General features: G+C 65.9%; 24 protein-coding genes and 4 tRNA genes. 20 read left to right on the top strand and 8 right to left on the bottom strand.

Going from position 1 to position 19,506, the window contains the following annotated elements; genetic code table 11:
• Positions 1–16 precede the first annotated feature (16 nt).
• The 3 genes from NV2_RS20970 (at position 17) to menD (ending at position 3,001) form a co-directional block, all read left to right on the top strand.
• Positions 17–673, top strand: a complete 657-nt coding sequence (locus tag NV2_RS20970; protein WP_067877023.1) for a PaaI family thioesterase — start codon at positions 17–19, stop codon at positions 671–673.
• 85 nt (positions 674–758) lie between these two features.
• Positions 759–1,205: a DUF6918 family protein gene (locus NV2_RS20975; RefSeq protein ID WP_067877026.1), complete on the top strand. Its 447-nt coding sequence runs from the start codon at positions 759–761 to the stop codon at positions 1,203–1,205.
• Between the two features lie 170 nt (positions 1,206–1,375).
• Entirely contained in the window at positions 1,376–3,001 is a 1,626-nt protein-coding gene (gene menD, locus NV2_RS20980) for a 2-succinyl-5-enolpyruvyl-6-hydroxy-3-cyclohexene-1-carboxylic-acid synthase (protein WP_067877029.1), read from the top strand.
• Here the strand turns inward: menD and NV2_RS20985 are convergent.
• Both NV2_RS20985 and NV2_RS20990 read right to left on the bottom strand, forming a co-directional pair.
• Positions 2,995–3,210 carry an Rv3202a family protein gene (locus NV2_RS20985; protein WP_067877031.1) on the bottom strand — a complete coding sequence of 72 codons (216 nt, stop codon included), beginning with the start codon at positions 3,208–3,210 and terminating at the stop codon, positions 2,995–2,997. The two genes, menD and NV2_RS20985, sit on opposite strands and share 7 nt — an antisense overlap.
• A 67-nt stretch (positions 3,211–3,277) precedes the next feature.
• Complete coding sequence (locus NV2_RS20990) at positions 3,278–3,907, bottom strand: TetR/AcrR family transcriptional regulator (protein WP_067877035.1); 630 nt, start codon at positions 3,905–3,907, stop codon at positions 3,278–3,280.
• A gap of 84 nt (positions 3,908–3,991) precedes the next feature.
• On the opposite strand from NV2_RS20990, the gene NV2_RS20995 reads away from it, so the two are divergent.
• Positions 3,992–5,026, top strand: coding sequence for an aldo/keto reductase (locus tag NV2_RS20995; RefSeq protein ID WP_067877038.1), 1,035 nt, complete (start codon positions 3,992–3,994; stop codon positions 5,024–5,026).
• Positions 5,027–5,079: 53 nt separating this feature from the next.
• On the opposite strand, the gene NV2_RS21000 is transcribed toward NV2_RS20995, so the two are convergent.
• Both NV2_RS21000 and NV2_RS21005 read right to left on the bottom strand, forming a co-directional pair.
• Positions 5,080–5,784 (bottom strand): demethylmenaquinone methyltransferase, encoded by a 705-nt coding sequence (locus tag NV2_RS21000; protein WP_067877040.1) that lies wholly within the window; start codon positions 5,782–5,784, stop codon positions 5,080–5,082.
• A gap of 10 nt (positions 5,785–5,794) precedes the next feature.
• Positions 5,795–6,196 carry a DUF3592 domain-containing protein gene (locus tag NV2_RS21005; RefSeq protein WP_373863600.1) on the bottom strand — a complete coding sequence of 134 codons (402 nt, stop codon included), beginning with the start codon at positions 6,194–6,196 and terminating at the stop codon, positions 5,795–5,797.
• A gap of 115 nt (positions 6,197–6,311) precedes the next feature.
• On the opposite strand from NV2_RS21005, the gene NV2_RS21010 reads away from it, so the two are divergent.
• Complete coding sequence (locus NV2_RS21010; RefSeq protein WP_067877043.1) at positions 6,312–6,818, top strand: DUF2505 domain-containing protein; 507 nt, start codon at positions 6,312–6,314, stop codon at positions 6,816–6,818.
• Between the two features lie 20 nt (positions 6,819–6,838).
• Here NV2_RS21010 and NV2_RS21015 read toward each other — a convergent pair whose 3' ends face one another.
• The 3 genes from NV2_RS21015 to NV2_RS21025 all read right to left on the bottom strand — a co-directional run bounded on the left by NV2_RS21015 (position 6,839) and on the right by NV2_RS21025 (position 9,175).
• A complete protein-coding gene (locus tag NV2_RS21015) occupies positions 6,839–7,285 on the bottom strand; it encodes a VOC family protein (protein ID WP_067877047.1) in 447 nt (148 codons plus the stop codon).
• Between the two features lie 10 nt (positions 7,286–7,295).
• On the bottom strand, positions 7,296–7,790 hold the full coding sequence (locus tag NV2_RS21020; RefSeq protein ID WP_067877051.1) for a helix-turn-helix transcriptional regulator: 495 nt from the start codon (positions 7,788–7,790) through the stop codon (positions 7,296–7,298).
• A gap of 77 nt (positions 7,791–7,867) precedes the next feature.
• Positions 7,868–9,175: a geranylgeranyl reductase family protein gene (locus NV2_RS21025; protein WP_084475187.1), complete on the bottom strand. Its 1,308-nt coding sequence runs from the start codon at positions 9,173–9,175 to the stop codon at positions 7,868–7,870.
• 444 nt (positions 9,176–9,619) lie between these two features.
• Here NV2_RS21025 and NV2_RS21030 point away from each other — a divergent pair, with 444 nt between their 5' ends.
• Positions 9,620–10,642, top strand: coding sequence for a polyprenyl synthetase family protein (locus NV2_RS21030; RefSeq protein ID WP_067877054.1), 1,023 nt, complete (start codon positions 9,620–9,622; stop codon positions 10,640–10,642).
• 73 nt (positions 10,643–10,715) lie between these two features.
• Entirely contained in the window at positions 10,716–11,591 is an 876-nt protein-coding gene (htpX, locus tag NV2_RS21035) for a zinc metalloprotease HtpX (protein WP_067877057.1), read from the top strand.
• 9 nt (positions 11,592–11,600) lie between these two features.
• Here the strand turns inward: htpX and NV2_RS21040 are convergent, their stop codons facing one another.
• The gene (locus tag NV2_RS21040) at positions 11,601–12,092 is read right to left on the bottom strand and encodes a YajQ family cyclic di-GMP-binding protein (RefSeq protein WP_067877179.1); all 492 of its coding nucleotides are present in this window, start codon (positions 12,090–12,092) and stop codon (positions 11,601–11,603) included.
• A 160-nt stretch (positions 12,093–12,252) separates the two neighbouring features.
• On the opposite strand from NV2_RS21040, the gene NV2_RS21045 reads away from it, so the two are divergent.
• From NV2_RS21045 to NV2_RS21105, 13 genes are all read left to right on the top strand, one after another.
• A tRNA-Tyr gene (locus NV2_RS21045) sits at positions 12,253–12,333 on the top strand.
• Between the two features lie 220 nt (positions 12,334–12,553).
• Positions 12,554–12,626, top strand: a tRNA-Thr gene (locus NV2_RS21050).
• A gap of 80 nt (positions 12,627–12,706) precedes the next feature.
• A tRNA-Met gene (locus NV2_RS21055) sits at positions 12,707–12,779 on the top strand.
• 45 nt (positions 12,780–12,824) lie between these two features.
• Positions 12,825–12,995: a 50S ribosomal protein L33 gene (rpmG, locus tag NV2_RS21060; RefSeq protein WP_011211653.1), complete on the top strand. Its 171-nt coding sequence runs from the start codon at positions 12,825–12,827 to the stop codon at positions 12,993–12,995.
• Positions 12,996–13,204: 209 nt separating this feature from the next.
• Entirely contained in the window at positions 13,205–14,278 is a 1,074-nt protein-coding gene (locus NV2_RS21065; protein WP_281198551.1) for a fused (3R)-hydroxyacyl-ACP dehydratase subunits HadA/HadB, read from the top strand.
• Between the two features lie 266 nt (positions 14,279–14,544).
• Positions 14,545–14,617: transfer RNA gene (locus NV2_RS21070), tRNA-Trp, on the top strand.
• Positions 14,618–14,648: 31 nt separating this feature from the next.
• Positions 14,649–15,077 carry a preprotein translocase subunit SecE gene (gene secE / locus NV2_RS21075; protein ID WP_067877059.1) on the top strand — a complete coding sequence of 143 codons (429 nt, stop codon included), beginning with the start codon at positions 14,649–14,651 and terminating at the stop codon, positions 15,075–15,077.
• Positions 15,078–15,207: 130 nt separating this feature from the next.
• Positions 15,208–16,011 carry a transcription termination/antitermination protein NusG gene (gene nusG, locus NV2_RS21080; RefSeq protein ID WP_067877062.1) on the top strand — a complete coding sequence of 268 codons (804 nt, stop codon included), beginning with the start codon at positions 15,208–15,210 and terminating at the stop codon, positions 16,009–16,011.
• 70 nt (positions 16,012–16,081) lie between these two features.
• Positions 16,082–16,516, top strand: a complete 435-nt coding sequence (gene rplK, locus NV2_RS21085; RefSeq protein ID WP_067877065.1) for a 50S ribosomal protein L11 — start codon at positions 16,082–16,084, stop codon at positions 16,514–16,516.
• A gap of 185 nt (positions 16,517–16,701) precedes the next feature.
• Complete coding sequence (rplA, locus tag NV2_RS21090; protein ID WP_067877068.1) at positions 16,702–17,415, top strand: 50S ribosomal protein L1; 714 nt, start codon at positions 16,702–16,704, stop codon at positions 17,413–17,415.
• Between the two features lie 406 nt (positions 17,416–17,821).
• The gene (rplJ, locus tag NV2_RS21095) at positions 17,822–18,361 is read left to right on the top strand and encodes a 50S ribosomal protein L10 (protein ID WP_067877072.1); all 540 of its coding nucleotides are present in this window, start codon (positions 17,822–17,824) and stop codon (positions 18,359–18,361) included.
• Positions 18,362–18,424: 63 nt separating this feature from the next.
• Positions 18,425–18,808 (top strand): 50S ribosomal protein L7/L12, encoded by a 384-nt coding sequence (rplL, locus tag NV2_RS21100; RefSeq protein WP_067877074.1) that lies wholly within the window; start codon positions 18,425–18,427, stop codon positions 18,806–18,808.
• A gap of 247 nt (positions 18,809–19,055) precedes the next feature.
• Positions 19,056–19,506: ABC transporter ATP-binding protein (locus NV2_RS21105; protein ID WP_174550613.1), on the top strand; the 451-nt coding region annotated here is incomplete at its 3' end.

The raw sequence follows: 19,506 nt of genomic DNA on the forward strand, positions 1-19,506 counted from the left end.
GGGTTACCGTGCAAGTATGAGCGAGCGAGCGGAACGGGCCGTCGACACCAGTGCGATCAGTGCCGATCAGTACGAGACGCACGGTGGATTCCCCAAGGTGGAGGTGGCCGATCCGGGCCGCAATTTCGGTCCCTTCGTCGAAGCGATGCGCACCTTGCAGGATCTCGCGGTATCGGTGGACTGTCCCGACGAGGTCGTCGGGGCGGCGCTCGAACGCGCCCAGGGGCTGATCGATCTGCTCGAGCCGTATCGCGCGCCGGAACGACAGGGGCCGGCCGGGCGGGTGCCGTCGTTGCCGGGACGCGGCAGTCTGCTCATGCCGCCCTGGCTGGTGGAGGAAGCGGGACCGACCGGAGTCCGGATGCGCGGTGAGTTCCGGCGCTATCACCTCGGCGGCAACAACGCCGTGCACGGTGGTGTGCTGCCGTTGATGTTCGACGATCTGTTCGGCTCGCTGGTGCACTATGCCGGACGTCCGATCAGTCGTACCGCATTCCTGCACGTCAATTACCGCAAGGTGACTCCTCTGGAGACTCCGCTGACCGTCGAGGGGACCGTCGATCGGGTGGAGGGACGCAAGACTTTTGTCTCCGCGCGACTGCGTGACGAATCCGGAGCGCTGCTCGCAGACTGTGAAGGATTGATGGTGCAGTTGCTGCCTTGGCAGCCGTGACGGGTGAGGGCAGTGTGCCCGGTGCGAGTGATGCGTATAGTTGCCAGCGCTCGCTCATCGAAAAACAATTCGGAGGAACCTGAAAGTGGTTGCAGCACTGTCTGAATCCCTGCTCGATGACGCCAAGCGCCCGGCTTTCCTGGCAGATGCCAAGGAAGTCCTGGATGCCGAGGTGTCGGACAAGGGGGGTGCATCGGGCCTGGCCGTGAAGGGTGGCTACGCCGCGGTGAAGAAGGTCAGCCCGACCATTGTCTCGGACGGCCTGGAGTCGTTCGCCCCCAAGTTCGTCGAGCAGCTGGAGCCGTACTGGGCCCAGTACCAGGCGTCCGGTAGCGGTTCGTTTGCGGACCTGCTGGTCGCCAACTCCGACGAGGTGTCCGAGGCGCTGCTCTCGGTGACCGACGCCCGCGCCGAGGCGTCCTCGCGCCCGGCGCTGAAGAAGGTCTACTCCTCGATGCGCTCGTCGGCGAAGAAGAATGTCGCCGAGGCTCTGCCGCGGGTGGGCGATCTGGTGCAGCGTCACGCCGGCTGAGTTACGGCTACGACCCGGGCGTCCGGTATTCGAGCGGGCCATGATCCGCGATACCGGGCGCCCGGGGTCGCCGGGCGTGCTCGCACGCTCGGCCCTGCGATCCCCGGGAGGGACCGCGATGTGAGCGGGGCGACGTCCCGTCCGACCGCGAGGTCTGGCAGGGTGATGGGGTGAATCCATCGACAGCGCAGGCCCAGGTCGTAGTGGACGAACTGGTGCGCGGCGGCGTGCGGGACGTCGTGCTGTGCCCGGGCTCGCGCAATGCGCCGCTGGCCTTTGCGCTGCAGGCCGCCCACGCGGCCGGGCGGCTGCGCCTGCATATGCGAATCGACGAGCGCACCGCCGGTTTTCTCGCCGTCGGCATGGCTGTCTCCACCGGCACGCCGGTCCCGGTGGTGATGACCTCCGGGACGGCCGTCGCCAATCTGGGCCCCGCCGTACTGGAGGCCAATTACGCTCGCCAGCCACTGATCGTGCTGAGCGCCAATCGGCCCTACGAGATGCTGGGCAGCGGCGCCAATCAGACCGTCGAACAGTTCGGTCTGTTCGGAAGTCAGGTCCGTGCCGCGATCAGCCTCGGCCTGGCCGAAACGGAGCAGGGCTACCGCAAGCAGAACAGCGTGTGGCGCGCCGCGGTCTGCCGCGTGCTGGCCGCCGCGCGCGGGACCCGTTCGGGCAATGCGGGCCCGGTACATTTCGATATCCCGTTGCGGGAACCACTGGTCCCCGACGCCGTTGCGGGAGAGCCTATTCCGGACGGTCGCGGTGCCGACGCGCCCTGGACCGAGACCCAGTACGCCACACTGGACGTACCGCTGGACATCGACCTGACCCCGGATACGGTCGTCATCTCCGGCCACGGCGCCGGCTACCGCGCGGAACTGGCGCAACTGCCCACCGTCGCCGAACCCACCGCCGCGATGCCCGGCCCCGCCCTGCACCCACTGGCGTTACCGCTGCTGCGCCCGCGCCAAGCCGTCATCCTCGGCCGTCCGACCTTGCACCGTCAGGTCTCCAAGGTGCTGTCCGATCCGGATGTGACGGCCTTCGCACTCACCACCGGCCCGCGCTGGCCCGATGTGTCCGGCAACGTGGTCGGCACCGGCACCCGCGCCGTCACCTCCGGGGCACCGCGGCCGGAATGGCTGCAACAGTGCTCCGAGCTGGACGAGATGGCGCGGCGGGCGGTGCGCACCGAACTGGACCGTCACCCCAAGCCGACCGGCCTGCACGTGGCCTCGGTCGTGATGGAAGCTCTGCGCGACGGTGATCAATTGCTGCTCGGTGCCTCGAATCCGGTGCGGGATGCGGCACTGGTGTCGTATCCGCGGCCCGGTATCAAGGTGCTGTCCAACCGTGGTGTGGCCGGTATCGACGGCACGGTATCGAGTGCGGTCGGCGCCGCGCTCAGCCATCCGGGGCGCACCTTCGCCCTGATCGGTGATCTGACCTTCCTGCACGATGCCTCGGGCCTGCTGATCGGGCCGGGCGAACCCCGCCCCGCCGATCTGACCATCGTGGTCGCCAACGACGACGGCGGCGGCATCTTCGAACTACTCGAGCAGGGCGACCCGCAGTATGCGGGCGTGTTCGAGCGCATCTTCGGTACTCCGCACGGAATGGACCTGGCAGCGCTGTGTGCCGCCTACCGGGTTCCGCATCGGCAGGTGGCACCCGGTGAACTGGCCGGTGAGCTGGTCGGTCATGCCCACGGCATCCGGGTACTGGAGGTCGCGACCGAGCGATCCAGCCTGCGTGAACTGCATGCCGCGGTACACGCCGGCATCGATCAGTAGTCCGTGTCGCCCGGTTCGTCGTAGTCGTCGTCGAGTGGGACCGGGATGGACTGCTCGACCAGATCCGCCTCGGCTGCTTCGCGGTCGGCGGCGCCGGTGAGGGGTTCGCGGTCCGGTTCGTCCGGTGCCACGTCGAGCCGCTGATCCTGGCGATCCACCTCCGGAGTGGCGTCCGTGGCGGCGGTGTCGATGGTGCTGCGGTCGGTCATCGTCTGCTCCCTTCCGCTCGGGTCCGGCACACCGGGTTCTCCGGGACCGGCACTGTCGAGGATCCCCCTACTGCATCGGGCCTGCAACCCGCGAGAACAAGCCGGCCCGGGCTGCTGTGACTGCGGCCTCGGCGGCGGTGACCGCCACCGCGTCGTCGATCGGGTCACCGGAGGCGAGGAAGCGGTAGTACAGCGGCGCCGACACCGCGGAAAGTACCGCGCGGGCATCGGTTTCCGGTGAAATCTCGCCACGCCCGATCGCGGCGGTGATACACGGTTCCCACTCGGTGAGCCGCACATCGTAGAAATGGTGCAGCGCCGCAGTGGTTTCCGGGTCGCAGATCCCTGCCGCCAGCAACGCCTTGAACAGCGGACCCTGACGCACGTCGGTCAGGGTGCGCGCGACCAGGCGGGCATTGGCGACCAGGTCGCCGCGCAGTGAACCGGTGTCCGCGTGTGGCAGTGAGGTTTCCGCCATATCGCCGAGCAGTTCGGCCACCAGGCCGGCGGGGGTGCGCCAGCGCCGGTAGACGGTGGTCTTGCCGACCTGTGCCCGAGTGGCGACCTCGGCGAGGTCCAGTGCCGCGAATCCGTGTTCGGCCAGCAGATCGCCTGCTGCCTGCAGCACTGCTTCGCGGACCCGGGCTGTGCGTCCACCCGGCCGAACCGAGCCGGGGACGGCAGCATTCGGCGCCATAATGGTCCTCCAGTTTCATTAGTGTCTGGAAAAGTGTACTGCGCCAATTGTTAATGAAACTACAGTTCCGTTAAAGGTTGGATCATGGAATATCGTCGACTGGGCAGCTCCGAGTTGCTCGTTCCGGCCCTGAGCTTCGGTGCCGGCACCTTCGGCGGCCAGGGAGAACTATTCGGGGCCTGGGGGAACACCGACGCCGAGCAGGCGCGGCGGATGGTGGACGTGGCACTGGACGCGGGCGTCACCATGTTCGACACCGCGGATGTGTATTCCGACGGTGCCTCGGAAGAGGTACTGGGCCGGGCGATCGCGGGCAGGCGAGACCGAGTGCTGGTGTCCACCAAAGCCGGCCTGCCCACCGGTCCCGGACCGGAGCAGGCAGGATCCGGGCGTTCCCGGCTGATCGGTGCGGTCGAGGCGGCGCTGCGCAGGCTCGGCACCGACTATCTCGACCTGTTCCAGCTGCACGCCTTCGATGCCGCCACACCCGTCGAGGAGGTGCTGTCCACACTCGACGATCTCGTGCGTGCCGGGAAGATTCGCCATGTCGGCGCGTCCAACTTCGCGGGGTGGCAACTGATGAAATCGCTGGCCGCGGCCGAGCGCGGCGGACAACCGCGCTATATCTCCCATCAGATCTACTACTCACTCGTCGGTCGCGACTACGAATGGGAGCTGATGCCCCTCGCCCGGGATCAGGGCGTCGGAGCGATGGTGTGGAGTCCACTCGGTTGGGGGCGGCTCACCGGGAAAATCAGGCGCGGACAGCCACTTCCGGAAGGCAGCCGGCTGCACAGCACCGCTGCGGCCGGACCGCCCGTGAACGACGAACTGCTCTACGACGTGGTCGACGTTCTCGATGAGATCGCCGTCGAAACCGGCAGGTCCGTGCCGCAGATCGCACTGAACTGGTTGCTGTCGCGCCCGACGGTCGCGACGGTGATCGTCGGTGCCCGGAACGAAAAGCAGCTGCGCCAGAACCTCGGCGCCGTCGGCTGGACGCTGGAACCGGAGCAGGTGGCTCGGTTGGACGAGGTCAGCGCCGTGACCCCGCCCTATCCGTATTATCCCTATTACCGTCTGCCCGATTTCGCTCGGCTGGCTCCGCCGCTGGTATAGCGGGCCACGGAACCCGGGCAGCATCACTCGGTTGCTGCCCGCCCGGTACCGATTCAGCCGAGTTTGTAACCGCGGTGCAGTGCGACGATGCCGCCGGTCAGATTGCGCCACTTCACCGATGACCATCCGGCATCGGCGATTCGCGTCGCCAGCTGCCGCTGGTTCGGCCACGCGCGAATGGATTCCGCGAGATAGACGTAGGCGTCCGGGTTGCTGCTGACCGCCCGGGCGACCTGCGGCAGCCCGCGCATCAGGTATTCCATGTAGATCGTCCGGAACGGCCCGAAGACCGGGGTGGAGAACTCCGCCACCACCAGCCGGCCACCGGGCTTGGTGACTCGCAGCATTTCGCGCAGGGCCTGATCGGCCTCGGATACATTGCGCAGGCCGTAGGAGATGGCGACCGCATCGAAGGAATCGTCGGCGAACGGCAGCGCGGTGGCATCGCCGTTCACCATCGGCAGCTGCCGGAACCGGCCTGCCTCCAGCATGCCCTTGGAGAAGTCCAGAGCCAGGCACCAGGCACCGGACTTGCCGAATTCGGCGGTCGAAACCCCGGTTCCGGCAGCGAGGTCCAGCACGCGTTCGCCCGGTCGTAAGGCCAGCGCCCGCCGGGTCGCCCAGCGCCAGTACCGGTCCTGGCCGCCGGTCAGCACGGTGTTGGTCAGGTCGTACCGCTTCGCGACGCCGTCGAACATGGACGCGACCTCGTGCGGTTGCTTGTCCAGCGAGGCCCGAAACGACTCTGTCTTCGCCACGGGAGTGACCCTAACCTGCCCGCCGCCGCGGGTTTCGAGCGATCCGCCGCAGCGCCCAGAGCACGGGGAGCGCGACCGCCCACACCACCACGATCACCGACAGGGCCGGGATGATCGCTACCCGCGCATCGCGACCGGCTACCCGGACCAGCTCCGGATCGCTGCGGCTGTATTCGACGTTGATCCGCTCGCCGGCGGTCAGTTTGGTCGGATACAGCACCCCGACCTTCGGATTATGTGTGACACCGTCCGGGGTGACGTAGGTGACCGCGGATCGCAACCTGCCCGCCGACAGTACTTCGGCGCTGGTCACACCCTTATCGGAGCTGATGAGCATATCGTCGCGCCACGCTGCCAGCACCAGCAGCACCGCGAGCACGCTGACGGCGGTGGCGATGACGACAAGGGTGATCCGGGTCCGGCGCAGTCGCGGGGAACCGGTCTCGGTCTGCTGCTCGAGCGCAGCGGACCCGGTGGTTTCCGACACCGCACCAGGCTATTGCATCGCTCGGATAGCCTGTGCGCTCATGTCCCGTAACTTCCGCTTCACCGTGTCCTACACCGTCCCGGTCGAGCAATTGCACCGGGCTCTCACCAGCGACGAATTCTGGCAGGCTCGTTTCGAGGGCGCTGCCACCGCGACGCTCGAACTGGCTCGGCCGCACGGTCCGGGCACCATCCACCTGCGCATGACCGAGCGGGCCCGCCCGGACAAGATCCCGGCCATCGTGCGCAAGGTGCTGAAGAACGATCTGGTCCTCGAACGCACCGACGACTGGGGCCCGCTGGACGGCGACAGCGCCCGCGGCACCTTCAGCGCGACCTCGACCGGCATCTCCTCCGATATGACCGGACAGTACCTGCTGCGCGGCACCGCCACCGGCTCCGAACTCGAGGTCACCGGCACCGTGAAGGTGAAGGTCGCGCTGGTCGGCGGGGCCATCGAACCACTCGCCGAACAGGTGCAGCAGCGGGTGCTCGACAGCGAACGGAAATTCGCCGAGAAGTACTTCACCGAGCGGACCGAAGCCTGATCGGTGCGGGCGCCGGGTGGCTACGGTGACCAGTCGGCGCCGGCCGGATCGAATGCGCGCGGTTCCACCAGCACCAGCCAGTTGCCGGAGTTGTCGCGCAGCACCGCCTCCACCCCGTAGGGCCGTTCCGATGGCGGCTGGACGAACTCCACTCCCTTGGCCGTGAGCTCCTCGTACGCCTTCCGGCAGTCCGCGGTGCGCAGTCCCAGCGCACCCATCGAACCGTTGGCCAGCGCGCGGCGCACGGCCTCGGCCATGTGCTCGTCGAGTGGCGGCCCCGGAACCATGAGCGTCACCTCGAGTTCGGGATGATCCGGATGGGCCACGGTGACCCAGCGGAAGCCGTTGTCGCCCATCGAGATGTCGGTGACCTCCACGAAGCCCAGCATGTCGAGGTACCACTGCTTGGCCGCGGTTTGGTCGGTCACGTACACCGTGACCAGCGAAATGTTCGTGATCGTCGTCATGTGGACCAGGCTATGACCGGCGGCCCCCGCCGGGCTTCTCCGAAATTGCGGTGCCGGACGGCGGGCGGCGATCGGACAGGCCGTGCATGAACACGTAACAGCCCGGGATGCGCGGTGCACCGTCCGCGGCGAACTTCGCCTGGTACGCCGAGGGGGACATCCCGACCAGTTCGGTGAACTTGCGGCTGAACGATCCCAGGCTGGAATAGCCGACCAGCATGCACGCCTCGGTGACGGTGACATTGCCGACGCGCAGCAGGTCCTGCGCTCGTTCGATACGCCGTTCGGCCAGATACAACGCCGGCGTGCGGCCGTAGGTGGCCGCGAAACAGCGCAGGAAGTGATACTTGGACACCCCGGCGGCTGCGGCCAATTCGTCCACATCCAGTGGACGGGCGTACTCGCGATCGGCCAGATCGCGCGCCCGCCGCAGATGGGGGAGCAGGTCCTCGGGTACCGACGGCGCCCGACCGCGGCGTGGGCCGGATCCCGTACGACTACCCACCGCTGCCTCCCGTGGACCGAAATGTGCTGGTCGCCTCCGATTATGGTGGGTGCCACCGACAACGGACGGGACGCGGGTCAGCTGAAGGGAGCCGGTTCGTCGAAGCGTAATGAGGCCCGACCTGCGGCCCGCCAAGCGCGTGCGGTCAGATCGGTGTCCTGCTCGTCGACCAGATTGCCCATCACCCGCACCGCGATGCGCTGCAACAGCGCCGAGCGCATCAGCGGTGGTCCGCCGGTCGGCACCATGCCCGGATGTGTGGCCAGCGCCGCGATTCGGCGCGCCACCGAGAAGGTTCGCCCGTATCGCGCCCGCAGCAGATCCGGCCACAGCGTGCTCAGATCGGGCTCGTCGAGCAGCCTCGACAGCAGATGCCCACCTTCGAGCCCGTAGTCGATCCCCTCGCCGTTCAGCGGATTCACACATCCGGCGGCATCGCCGACCAGGGCCCAGTTCCGCCCGGCGATCCGGGAGACCGCACCTCCCATCGGCAGCAGCGCCGAAGCGACCGCGCGCGCCTCGCCCTCGAACTGCCACTCCTCGCGCCGCAGCGAAACATAATGCTGCAACAGCGGTTTCAAGGAGATGTTGGAGGGTCTGCGCTCGGTCGCGAGCGATCCCACACCGATATTGACCTCACCATTGCCCAGCGGAAACACCCAGCCGTAGCCGGGCACCAGGGTATCGGCGGCGTCGCGCAGTTCCAGATGCGAGGTGATCCACTCGTCGTCGCTGCGGGCGGAGCGAATATAGGCCCGTGCGGCCACACCGTAGGCGAAGCGACGATGCCAGACACGGCCCAGCATCCTGCCCACCGGTGAGCGCACCCCGTCGGCAACGATCAGGGTGTCACAGCGAATCACGTGCGACCCCGTGTCGGTCCGCACCGTCACCCCCGTCACGCGGTCCCCGTCCCGGGCCACCTCCGTCACCCGCGCACCGTCGACCATGCGCGCGCCCCATTTCACCGCGGTCTCGCGCAAGGTGTCGTCCAGCTCGGTACGGGGGACGGCGCTTCCGTAGGTGGGGAAGGAGCCACCCGGCCACGGCAGCAGCGCTTCGCGGCCGAAGCCCGCCATCCGCAACCCGCGGTTGACGGTATGGGTGCGGACCCAGTCCCCGAGCCCCAGTGCCTCGAGTTCCGCGGTGGCCCGCGGTGTCAGCCCGTCACCGCAGGTCTTGTCCCGTGGAAAGACCGCGGCATCGGTGAGCAGCACATCCCGCCCGGATCGAGCCGCCCACGCCGCCGCCGCGGAACCGGCCGGCCCCGCCCCGACCACCAGCACTTCGACCCGGCCCGGCAGAGCGGCGCCGCGTGCCGACGCAGCCGCACCTTCGCGCGGCTGTCCTGTCGAATCACCGTTACCCGCCTCGGCTGAACCCATGCCCTAATACTCGCAAGCACGCCCCCCGATGTCATGGGCGGCCTCTGCTCACATTCCAGGACGAGCGGAGCGGGCAGCCCCAGCGCCCGATCGAGTGCACCCATAGTGATACGAGAACGCACCGTGCCGGCCCCGCCCATCCCGGCACGGTGTCTCCGATCTGTCCCCAGCACACACCCCTTCCCAAATACGCCCGCTCCCGTAACCTGACGAGTGTGCTCCCTTCGGCACACTTTTTCGCGAGTGCGCACATGAAAGGGTTTCGGCCCGCCTCGATTTTGGACTGACGGAGCGAGGGAGCGCAGCGACTGAGCGTAGGAGGGAAAAATCGAGGCCAAGGGGGCCGAAACCCCTGCCGAAGCGGAGCGGAGGCCAAAGATGCAGCCCGAAAACACGACAAGCTAGGTTCTTCGGTGTGGGACGGACGCGGCATTGGGAGAAGACATGAGCGCATCGGCTGTGAGCGATGAAAGCACCGTGGTCGCCGGGGTCGATCTCGGCGATCCTGAGCTCGCGACCACAGTGCGTAGTGGGCTCGACGAGGTGGAGAAGCTGCTGGTCGGGGAGCTGTCCGACGGGGAGGATTTCCTGCTGGAGGCGGCGCTACATCTGGCGCAGGCGGGCGGGAAGCGGTTCCGTCCGCTGTTCACCATTCTCACCGGTCAGCTCGGCCCGCGCCCGGACGATCCGGATCTGATCACCGCCGGGGTGGTCGTCGAGCTCGTGCATCTCGCCACCCTGTACCACGACGATGTGATGGACGAGGCGTCCATGCGTCGCGGTACCCCCAGTGTGAATGCTCGCTGGGGCAACAGTATCGCCATCCTGTCGGGGGACTACGTCTTCGCACACGCGTCGCGGTTGGTTTCGACGCTCGGTCCCGACGCGGTGCGCATCATCGCGGAGACCTTCGCCGAACTGGTGACCGGTCAGATGCGGGAAACATTGGGCGCCAAGCAGTCTCAGGATCCGGTCGAGCACTATCTGCGGGTGGTGTGGGAGAAGACGGGTTCGCTGATCGCGGCGTCGGGCCGGTTCGGCGGGACGTTCTCCGGCGCAGGTCCCGACGATGTGGAGCGGCTGGCCCGGCTCGGCGATGTGGTCGGTACCGCTTTCCAGATTTCCGACGACATCATCGATATTTCGTCGGCGTCGGAACAGTCGGGAAAAACTCCCGGCACGGATTTGCGTGAAGGTGTGCATACCCTGCCGGTGTTGTACGCGCTGCGGGACGAAGGCCCGGAGGGGGATCGGCTGCGGACGTTGCTGGCGCGGCCGCTCGAATCCGACAGCGAGGTATTCGAGGCGCTGGATCTGTTGTCACGCTCGCACGGCATGGTGCTGGCGAAGCGGAAATTGCAGAGTTATGCCGATATCGCGCATGCAGAGTTGGCCGCGTTGCCGCAGGGACCGGCAAACGACGCGCTCGCGCGGTTGGTGCGTTACACGATCGAACGTGTCGGGTGAGGTGACCGAAATCTCGTCGCCGAATATCACACATGCAGTGGAACCGGAGCTCACCGCCGGTCGTTGATCTGACATGCATGGTTACGCGAACGGTGTGAAGACCTTCGGGCTGATGGTCGGCCTGTCTGCGCTGATCGTGTTTGCGGGTGCGATGTTCCGTAACCCGACAATCCTGGTCGTCGCGATTCTGCTGGCAGTGGGCATGAACGCCTACGCCTATTTCGCCAGTGACAAACTGGCGTTGCGTGCCATGCACGCGCAGCCGGTGTCCGAGCTGGAGGCGCCGGTCATCTACAAGATCGTGCGTGAGCTGGCCACCGCCGCGCGGCAGCCGATGCCGCGGCTCTATATCAGCCCGACCAATGCGCCCAATGCGTTCGCGACCGGCCGGAATCCGCGCCATGCCGCGGTCTGCTGTACCAGCGGCATTCTGCAGATCCTCGACGAGCGGGAGTTGCGGGCGGTGCTGGGGCACGAGTTGTCGCACGTCTACAACCGCGACATCCTGATTTCCTCGATCGCCGGCGCCATGGCAGCGGTGATTTCGGGCCTGGCGAATCTGGCGTTCTTCGCGAGTATGTTCGGCGGCAATCGCAACGGTGAGGGCCCCAACATCATCGGCATCATGCTGGTGTCGCTGCTGGGGCCCATCGCGGCGGGCCTGATCAAGCTCGCCGTCTCGCGCTCCCGTGAGTATCAGGCCGATCAGGACGGCGCAGCGCTCACCGGCGACCCGCTGGCGTTGGCTTCTGCGTTGCGCAAACTGGAGCGCGGCACGCAGGCGGCTCCGCTGCCACCCGAGCCCCAGCTCACCTCGCAGTCACATCTGATGATCGCCAATCCGTTCCGGGCCGGCGACAAGATGGCCCGCTGGTTCTCCACTCATCCACCGATGGCCGAACGTATTCAGCGTCTCGAGCAGATGGCGGGCGGGCCCCGCCGGTACTGATCGGATCTGTCAGCGGTAGTTCACGAACTGCAGGGCGATATCGAGATCGGCGCCCTTGAGTAGCGCGATCACCGCCTGCAGGTCGTCCCGCTTCTTGCTGCTGACCCGCAGTTCGTCTCCCTGGATCTGTGCCTTCACGCCCTTGGGGCCTTCGTCACGGACCTTCTTGGCGATCTTTTTCGCATTCTCCGCGGAGATGCCCTGCACCAGCTCACCGGTGATCTTGTAGGTCTTTCCGGACGCCGCCGGTTCGCCCGCTTCGAACGCTTTCAGCGAGATGTCGCGACGGATCAGTTTTTCCTTGAACACCTCCAGCGCAGCCTTCACCCGTTCCTCGGCTTCGGCCGTCAGCACGATCTTCTCCTCGCCGGACCACTCGATGCTCGCGCCGGTGCCGCGGAAGTCATAGCGGGTGCTCAGCTCCTTGGCAGCCTGGTTGAGGGCGTTGTCGACCTCCTGCCGGTCGACCTTGCTGACGACATCGAATGACGAATCGGCCACGGTGCGCTCCTGTCTCACGGCTCACAATTCACCCGGAAATCCGGTACGCCACTTTGTACCCCGGCGTGCCCGCATCGGTGACAGCACCCCGCTGGCCAGCCGATTTGCATCCGAGTGCCCTGATCGTTGTATTCTCTCCAGGTGCTGATGCAGCACGCAAGGCGGATTGCCCGAGCGGCCAAAGGGAGCTGACTGTAAATCAGCCGCGCAAGCTTCGGAGGTTCAAATCCTTCATCCGCCACCTGAAAAGGGCCCTCCCAATCCGGGAGGGCCCTTTTTTGTTCGGTTACCGGGGTGCCCGCGTTGCCCTCTCACCCGCCGGGCGCGGCGGTGGTCCGAGATGGACCGAAATTACCTCTCTCACCTGCTGGTTTGGTAACTCTCCACTGTTGTGTGTACTCTCGTTCAAGGCTTCAGCGCCCCGGGTGAGAGACATACGAACTCGGAGCGAGAGTAGCCATGCCCCCTTAGCTCAGTCGGCAGAGCGTTTCCATGGTAAGGAAAAGGTCAACGGTTCGATTCCGTTAGGGGGCTCGCCGGATTGCCGGTGGTGCGACCGACGGCATGTCTAGGGCTGCCAAGGGATAGGCGCCACCATCGCAAGCCGACCCTATGGCGGTGTAGCTCAGTCGGTAGAGCAAACGACTCATAATCGTTGTGTCGCCGGTTCAAGTCCGGCCATCGCTACAGAAACTGATACCCCGTCAGGTTGACCCGGAAAGAAGGCATATCGTGGCCGCGAAGTCCACCGATGTCCGGCCAAAGATCACCTTGGCCTGCGAGCAGTGCAAGCATCGCAACTACATCACCAAGAAGAACCGGCGTAACGATCCGGATCGTCTGGAACTGAAGAAGTTCTGCCCCAACTGCGGCACCCACCGGGCGCACCGCGAATCTCGCTAGAACTCATCGCGTGCATACTGCCCGCGAGAAGTCGGTGCCGGAATCGAGAGAGGTTCACAGAACCCCTCGGTTTTCCGTGAACCGCGCCGACCCGAGTAAGACCCGAATGCCGGAGCAGGTTATCAACCCGCTCCGGCATTTGCCGTTCGTGCGGTAGTTCACGCTCCGCAGACTCCGGGAACGGAGTCGGATAGAGGGATTTTCTTTCCGTGACAATCAACACCGAGACCGAAGCAGTGGACTCTCAGCACGCGGACGAGCCGTTCGACCCGTCGGCCCACGCCGCCGCCATGGTCGGCCACCACTATCGCGTGGACGACTACTACGAGGTCGGTCGCGAGAAAGTACGTGAGTACGCACGTGCCGTGCAGGACTATCACCCGGTGCACTGGGACGAGGCCGCGGCCCGAGAGCACGGCCACGACGGGCTGATCGCCCCGGTGACCTTCATCTCGCTGGTCGGCATCCTGGCCCAGCGCAAGCTGTTCGAGCAGGTCGTCACCGGTTACGACCTGAGCCAGATCATGCAGACCGATCAGATCTTGGAGTTCCACCGGCCGATCAGGGTCGGCGACCAGCTCACCTGTGACGTGTATCTGCATTCGTTCCGGCAGGCGTTCGGCGGCGACATCATCGTCACCAAGAACATCGTCACCGCGCAGAACGACGAACTGGTACTCACCACCTACACCACGCTCGTCGGTCGGAGCGGCGGCGATGTGGATCCCAATATCGCCGGCGCGGTGCGCAACATCCTCATGCACGGCATGGGGGAGGCGCCCGATCGCCCCAGTGCGGAGCCGCCGCTCACCGAGCCGCCGGTGCCGCTGACCACGATTCCGGAGGTCACGGTCGGTCCCCGGACCCGGTCCTTCGACAGCGTGGCCGCCGGTGACGTGCTGCCGCCCCGCACGGTGCGGCTGACGCGCGGCGATCTGGTGAACTACGCGGGCGTGTCCGGTGATGCCAACCCGATCCACTGGAGCGACGAGGTCGTGAAGCTGGCGGGCCTGGACAATGTCGTCGGTCACGGCATGCTGTCCATGGGCCTCGGTGGCGGTTTCGTCACCTCGTGGCTCGGCGATCCGGGTGCGGTGAAGGAATACAACGTGCGCTTCACCAGCCCCGTCTACGTGCCCAGCGACGAGGCCGCCGAGGTGGAGTTCACCGGCAAGGTGAAGTCGGTCGACCCCGAGGCCCGGACCGCGGTGATCGCGATCGTCGCCAAATCCGGCGGTCGTAAGATCTTCGGCCGCGCGACCGCGACGGTGCAGCTGGCATGATGGGCGCCGGTACCCGGTAGCGTGGAAGTGCGCAGGCTGCGGATGCCGGGCCCGATTGGCTATCCGACAGGGCGGTAACGTACACTCGGATTTCTGGGGTCGCCAGCCATTGCGCGCTGCTCTGAAGGGCTGGTTCCAGGCGGATTCGTTCGCCGGGGCCGGTGTACCGGCGGAGTGGCGCGCGTGTTGTGTGGCCCCGGAAAAGCACAACTGAACAGATACCGTGGCTGGACGAAGGCAATGACGTCCGAACGAAGTCCAGCCGAAGGGGCGTAGCTCAATTGGCAGAGCAGCGGTCTCCAAAACCGCAGGTTGCAGGTTCAAGTCCTGTCGCCCCTGCACTGGATGCCAGCGAGAGGAAAGGGTTCACGTGAGCGACGAGCGGGACATTCGCCACGGCGCACACGACGCCGATGACGAAGACACCGCTGCCGTCAGCCGGCCGAGTGGTAAGCGCTCGTCTCGCCGGGCTCGCGCAGGATCCGCTTCGAGCAGCGACACCGGTGGTATCGCCACGATCGATCGTGGCGGAGCCTCGGGTTCGGAATCGGCATCGCGTAAGGCGTCCAAATCGGCGGGGAAGAAGAAGTCCGTCGAAGGCGGTCGGGGCAATCCCTTCAAGCGCCTGGTGAAGTTCCTGCGGGAAGTCATCGCGGAACTGCGCAAGGTGATCTGGCCCAACCGCAAGCAGATGGTCACCTATACAAGCGTTGTCCTGGTGTTCGTGGTCTTCTTGGTCGCGTTCATCAGCGGGTTGGACGTGGCGCTCATCAAGGGTGTCAACTGGCTGTTCGGCTAGCTGATGCGTCGGCGCCAGGAGCAGTGCCCTGGGCGCTGCGCCGTTCCCGCCGGGCGGCGACGGAAAACCATCCGCCGGATTCACCTCCGACGCAGTGGATGTACGTGACGACACAGGAAGCGAGTGCCCAGTGAGCACCCCGGAGAACGGCACAACCGACGAGTTCCCGGTCGACGACGAGGCGGCCGAGACGACCGCCGGCGAGGCGACCACCTCGGAGGGGACCGAGGCGTCCTCCGATGACGCGGCCGCCGCAGCCGACGATGCTGCCACCGCGGAGCCCGCCCCCGTGGACGAGCCTTCCGACCCGGTTGCCGAGATGAAGGCGGCGCTGCGGCGCGCCCCCGGCGACTGGTACGTCATCCACTCCTACGCCGGGTACGAGAACAAGGTGAAGACCAACCTCGAGACCCGTGCCCAGAACCTGGGCCTCGAGGATTACATCTTCCAGGTCGAGGTACCGACCGAGCAGGTCACCGAGATCAAGAACGGTCAGCGCAAGAGCGTGCAACGCAAGGTGCTGCCCGGCTACATCCTGGTCCGGATGGACCTCAACGACGAGTCGTGGGGCGCGGTCCGTAATACGCCCGGGGTCACCGGATTCGTCGGCGCTACCTCCCGTCCGTCGCCGCTGACGATCAACGAGGTCGTCAAGTTCCTGGTCCCGGCCGAGCAGCAGCAGAAGAAGCCTGCTGCCGCGGCGGCAGGATCCGCGGCGGCCACGGAGACCGTTTCCGAGGCACCCGCGAAGCCGGCCATCGAGGTCGATTTCGAGGTCGGCGAGTCGGTCACCGTGATGGACGGTCCGTTCGCGACGCTGCCCGCCAGCATCTCCGAGGTCAATGCGGAACAGCAGAAGCTGAAGGTCCTGGTCTCGATCTTCGGCCGCGAGACCCCGGTGGAGCTGGCCTTCACCCAGGTCGCGAAGATCTAAGTCTTCCGGGATTTCGCCCCGGGACCACGCTTACGGAATTCCGTAAGGAACCTAAACCAAGGAAAGAAAGATGCCCCCCAAGAAGAAGAAGGTCGCTGGGCTCATCAAGCTCCAGATCCAGGCCGGTGCGGCCAACCCGGCTCCGCCGGTGGGTCCTGCCCTGGGTCAGCACGGCGTCAACATCATGGAGTTCTGCAAGGCGTACAACGCCGCGACCGAGTCGCAGCGTGGCAACGTCATTCCGGTCGAGATCACGGTCTTCGAAGATCGCTCGTTCGACTTCAAGCTGAAGACTCCGCCCGCCGCGAAGCTGCTGCTCAAGGCTGCCGGTGTGCAGAAGGGCTCCGCTGAGCCGCACCGCAACAAGGTCGCCTCGGTCACCATGGATCAGGTCCGCGAGATCGCCAAGACCAAGCAGGAAGATCTGAACGCCAACGACATCGATCAGGCGGCGAAGATCATCGCGGGTACCGCTCGCTCGATGGGTATCACCGTCGGCGACTAGTCCCTTGCGCTCGCGTGCGGGCATTGTCCGGCGCGACAGGTGACTCCCCCGGTGGGAGGGACGGCCAGTCCCGACAACCACTTCTGACTTTACGAATCGCGGCGTGAGCGCAGGCCCGGAGGCGGCAGCGAAGCGTTACCACGCAGGGCCCGGGAACGCCGCACATTAGACAAGGACAGATCAACATGGCAAAACGAAGCAAGGCTTATCTCGAGGCGGCCGCCAAGGTCGACCGCGATCAGCTCTACTCCCCGCTGGCCGCCGCGCGGCTGGCCAAGGAGACCTCGACCACGAAGACCGACGCGACCGTCGAGGTCGCGGTCCGTCTGGGTGTCGACCCGCGTAAGGCCGACCAGATGGTCCGCAGCACGGTCAACCTGCCGCACGGCACCGGTAAGACCGCTCGCGTGATCGTGTTCGCCGCCGGTGAGAAGGCCGCCGAGGCCGAGGCTGCCGGTGCCGACGCGGTGGGCGCCGAGGATCTGATCGAGCGCATCCAGGGCGGCTGGCTGGACTTCGACGCCGCGATCGCCACCCCGGACCAGATGGCCAAGGTCGGCCGCATCGCGCGTGTGCTGGGCCCCCGCGGCCTGATGCCGAACCCGAAGACGGGCACGGTCACCACCGATGTGACCAAGGCTGTCAACGACATCAAGGGCGGCAAGATCAACTTCCGCGTCGACAAGCAGGCCAACCTGCACTTCGTGATCGGCAAGGCCTCCTTCGACGACACGAAGCTGGTCGAGAACTACGGCGCCGCGCTGGAGGAGATCCTGCGGGTGAAGCCGTCGACCGCCAAGGGGCGTTACGTCAAGAAGGTGACGATTTCGACGAACACCGGACCGGGCATCCCGGTGGACCCGAACCGCACCCGCAACCTCACCGAAGAGGACGCGTAATCGCACGCTGAATCAGCAACGGCCGGTACGGAATTCGTACCGGCCGTTGCTGTGCCCGGCCGGGATCGACGAGCGGCCGGGCGTCGATTTTGGGTGGTAGAGCAGACTCTGTTACCCTTCTAGATGGTCGCTGACCTGTTCAGTGATCACCCCCAATCGTTCTACCGAAGACCGTTGGTTGCTGCCGTCAGGCAGTCGAAGGTCCGGCGATATTGCCGGCGGCCCACGCAGGGAGAGCCGAGGTAGGGACAACATGTGAGCTTCGCGCTCGTATCGAGTTCTTGTACGCCCCGGGATCGCTCTGCGTCCGGGGCGTTTGCTTTGTCTCCGGGTCGGCGTCGCCCCGGGCTCAGCCTCCGAGTCGGTAGTTCATCGCAGAACCGACCATCCAGAGAGGAGGCGAAGTATGGCGAAACCAGAGAAGGTCACCGCGGTTGCGGAGATCACCGAGCAGTTCAAGAGCGCGACGGCCACTGTCATCACGGAATACCGTGGTCTGTCGGTCGGCAACCTGACCGAACTGCGTCGTGCGCTGGGCAGCAGTGCCACTTACTCCGTCGCCAAGAACACCCTGGTCAAGCGTGCGGCCGCTGAGGCGGGCGTCGAAGGCCTGGATGACTTGTTCGTCGGTCCGACCGCTATCACCTTCATCAGCGGTGAGCCGGTCGACGCCGCAAAGGCCCTCAAGACCTTCGCCAAGGACAACAAGGCGCTGGTCATCAAGGGCGGCTACATGGACGGTGCCGCGCTGTCGGTCTCCGAGGTCGAGCGCATCGCCGACCTGGAGTCGCGCGAGGTGCTGCTGTCCAAGCTGGCCGGCGCCATGAAGGGCAACATGCAGAAGGCTGCCGGGCTGTTCGCCGCTCCGGCCGGTCAGGTTGCTCGCCTGTTCGCCGCGCTCGAGGACAAGAAGCGTGCCGAAGGTGGCGGCGAAGCCGCCGAATAAGTCACACCCGAAACTCTTTTCTCTCCGCCGATGCGGGGATGATCCCTACCGAAAGGAAACACCATGGCCAACGTGGACGAGCTGCTCGAGACCATCGGCGGAATGACCCTGCTGGAGCTGTCGGACTTCGTCAAGAAGTTCGAGGAGAAGTTCGAGGTTACCGCTGCCGCTCCGGTCGCGGTTGCCGCTGCTGCCGGCCCGGCCGCCGGTGGCGCCGAGGCTGCCGAGGAGCAGGACGAGTTCGACGTCGTCCTCGAGGGCGCCGGCGACAAGAAGATCCAGGTCATCAAGGTTGTGCGTGAGCTCGTCTCCGGCCTGGGCCTGAAGGAAGCCAAGGACCTGGTCGAGGGTGCCCCGAAGCCGATCCTGGAGAAGGTCGCCAAGGATGCCGCCGAGGCCGCCAAGACCAAGCTCGAAGAGGCCGGTGCGAAGGTTTCCGTCAAGTAATTGCGGTAATCGGCATCAGAAAGGGCGGTCCCGGTGCGGGGCCGCCCTTTTCGTATATCCCCACGAGGTTCGGGGCCGCGTGGCGTGGAGTGGCCGGTGGAGACATTTACTACCGACCGGTCAGGTAGCGTATCGCGCACCGAGCGCCATGCGATACAGTGACCGCACCCCAGTGTGGCGCGTCACACCGCGCTGAATTATAGTGACGCGGCCGTGGGCGCTCGTCAGAAGAATTGTGGAGGTTGACGTGGGCGTCGAGGTCAGGACCGAGAGTGTTACGAAATCTTTCGGGTCCCAGCGGATTTGGCAGGACGTCACTTTGACGTTGCCGTCGGGTGAAGTCAGTGCTCTGCTCGGCCCCTCCGGTACCGGTAAATCTGTCTTCCTGAAGTCGTTGATCGGTTTGTTGCGCCCGGAGCGTGGGTCCATCTTCATCGATGGCACCGATATCACGACCTGCTCCAACAAGGAGCTTTACGAGATCCGCAAGCTGTTCGGTGTGTTGTTCCAGGACGGTGCGTTGTTCGGGTCGATGAACCTGTTCGACAATGTGGCGTTCCCGTTGCGGGAGCACACCAAGAAGAACGAATCCGAGATCAAGCAGATCGTGATGGAGAAGCTCGAGCTGACCGGTCTGCTCGGTGCGGAAACCAAGCTGCCCGGTGAGATCTCCGGTGGTATGCGTAAACGTGCCGGTC

Source organism: Nocardia vermiculata NBRC 100427 (assembly GCF_001613265.1).
Lineage (GTDB): Bacteria > Actinomycetota > Actinomycetes > Mycobacteriales > Mycobacteriaceae > Nocardia > Nocardia vermiculata.

Coding starts and splice junctions, on each gene's coding strand:
- NV2_RS20970 (WP_067877023.1), top strand. CDS start 17: ATGAGCGAGCGAGCGGAACGGGCCGTCGACACCAGTGCGATCAGTGCC.
- NV2_RS20985 (WP_067877031.1), bottom strand. CDS start 3,210: ATGACCGACCGCAGCACCATCGACACCGCCGCCACGGACGCCACTCCG.
- NV2_RS20990 (WP_067877035.1), bottom strand. CDS start 3,907: ATGGCGCCGAATGCTGCCGTCCCCGGCTCGGTTCGGCCGGGTGGACGC.
- NV2_RS20995 (WP_067877038.1), top strand. CDS start 3,992: ATGGAATATCGTCGACTGGGCAGCTCCGAGTTGCTCGTTCCGGCCCTG.
- NV2_RS21010 (WP_067877043.1), top strand. CDS start 6,312: ATGTCCCGTAACTTCCGCTTCACCGTGTCCTACACCGTCCCGGTCGAG.
- NV2_RS21015 (WP_067877047.1), bottom strand. CDS start 7,285: ATGACGACGATCACGAACATTTCGCTGGTCACGGTGTACGTGACCGAC.
- NV2_RS21025 (WP_084475187.1), bottom strand. CDS start 9,175: ATGGGTTCAGCCGAGGCGGGTAACGGTGATTCGACAGGACAGCCGCGC.
- NV2_RS21030 (WP_067877054.1), top strand. CDS start 9,620: ATGAGCGCATCGGCTGTGAGCGATGAAAGCACCGTGGTCGCCGGGGTC.
- htpX (WP_067877057.1), top strand. CDS start 10,716: ATGCATGGTTACGCGAACGGTGTGAAGACCTTCGGGCTGATGGTCGGC.
- rplK (WP_067877065.1), top strand. CDS start 16,082: ATGCCCCCCAAGAAGAAGAAGGTCGCTGGGCTCATCAAGCTCCAGATC.
- rplA (WP_067877068.1), top strand. CDS start 16,702: ATGGCAAAACGAAGCAAGGCTTATCTCGAGGCGGCCGCCAAGGTCGAC.
- rplJ (WP_067877072.1), top strand. CDS start 17,822: ATGGCGAAACCAGAGAAGGTCACCGCGGTTGCGGAGATCACCGAGCAG.
- rplL (WP_067877074.1), top strand. CDS start 18,425: ATGGCCAACGTGGACGAGCTGCTCGAGACCATCGGCGGAATGACCCTG.